At 67.5% G+C, this 883-nt stretch carries 1 protein-coding gene; it reads left to right on the plus strand.

Annotated features, from left to right (window positions below):
• A partial coding sequence (gene istB / locus J1902_RS19080; protein ID WP_372434603.1) for an IS21-like element helper ATPase IstB occupies nt 1–772 on the plus strand: 772 nt, incomplete at its 5' end.
• Nucleotides 773–883 lie beyond the last annotated feature (111 nt).

The following is an 883-nucleotide window of genomic DNA, read 5'->3' on the forward strand; positions in this document are numbered from 1 at the left end:
GACCCCGGCCCTGACCGACCCGGCGGTAGAGAATGTGATCGCGCTGATGCGCACGACCCGGATGCCGCACGCCCGCGCGGTGGTCGCCGACGTCCTGGCCACCGCGAAAGCCCAACGCTGGGACCCCACCGAAGTCGTCCGCGTCCTGCTCGAAGCCGAAGCCACCGGCCGGAACCGGTCCATGCTGGCCACCCGGCGCAAACGCGCCGGATTCCCCACCGGGAAGACCTTCGAGGTCTGGGACGGGGCCCTCTCCACCCTCCCCGCAGCGACCACCTCGTTCCTGCGGACCCTGGAATGGGTGCGTCGCCGGGAGAACCTGATCGCCTGCGGGCCCTCCGGCACCGGGAAGACCCTGCTCCTGGAAGCACTCGGCCAGCAGGCCATCGATCAGGGCATGTCCGTGTCCTGGCTCAGCATGGAAGACCTCGGCGCCCTCGTGCGCCGCCACCGCATCGATGACAGCGTCAACAAAGCCATCACCCGCGCCACCAACGTGGATTTGATCTGTATCGATGACATAGGCCTCCTGCCGGTTTCCGCAGACGCGGCCGAGGGCTTCTACCGGGTCGTGGAAGCCTCTTACGAGAAGCGCTCCCTCGCGATCAGCTCCAACATCCACCCCTCCGGCTTCGACGAACTCATGCCCAAAACCATCGCCACCGCAACCGTGGACCGGCTCCTCCACCACGCCCACCTCTGCCAAACCAGCGGCGAGTCCGTCCGGCTCATGCAAGCCCAAAACGGGAAAGGAACCCGCCCCATGAACTAACCCCAAACCCTCGTCAGGCGCCCGCCCACCCGGCACGCCCGGGGCGCCTGACCCTGTCAAAAAATACCTGCCGCCACCGGTCACCCACCTGCCGCCAGCGGGCAAACCAAC

It is taken from the genome of Arthrobacter cavernae (genome assembly GCF_017368795.1).
Classification (GTDB): Bacteria; Actinomycetota; Actinomycetes; order Actinomycetales; family Micrococcaceae; genus Arthrobacter; species Arthrobacter cavernae.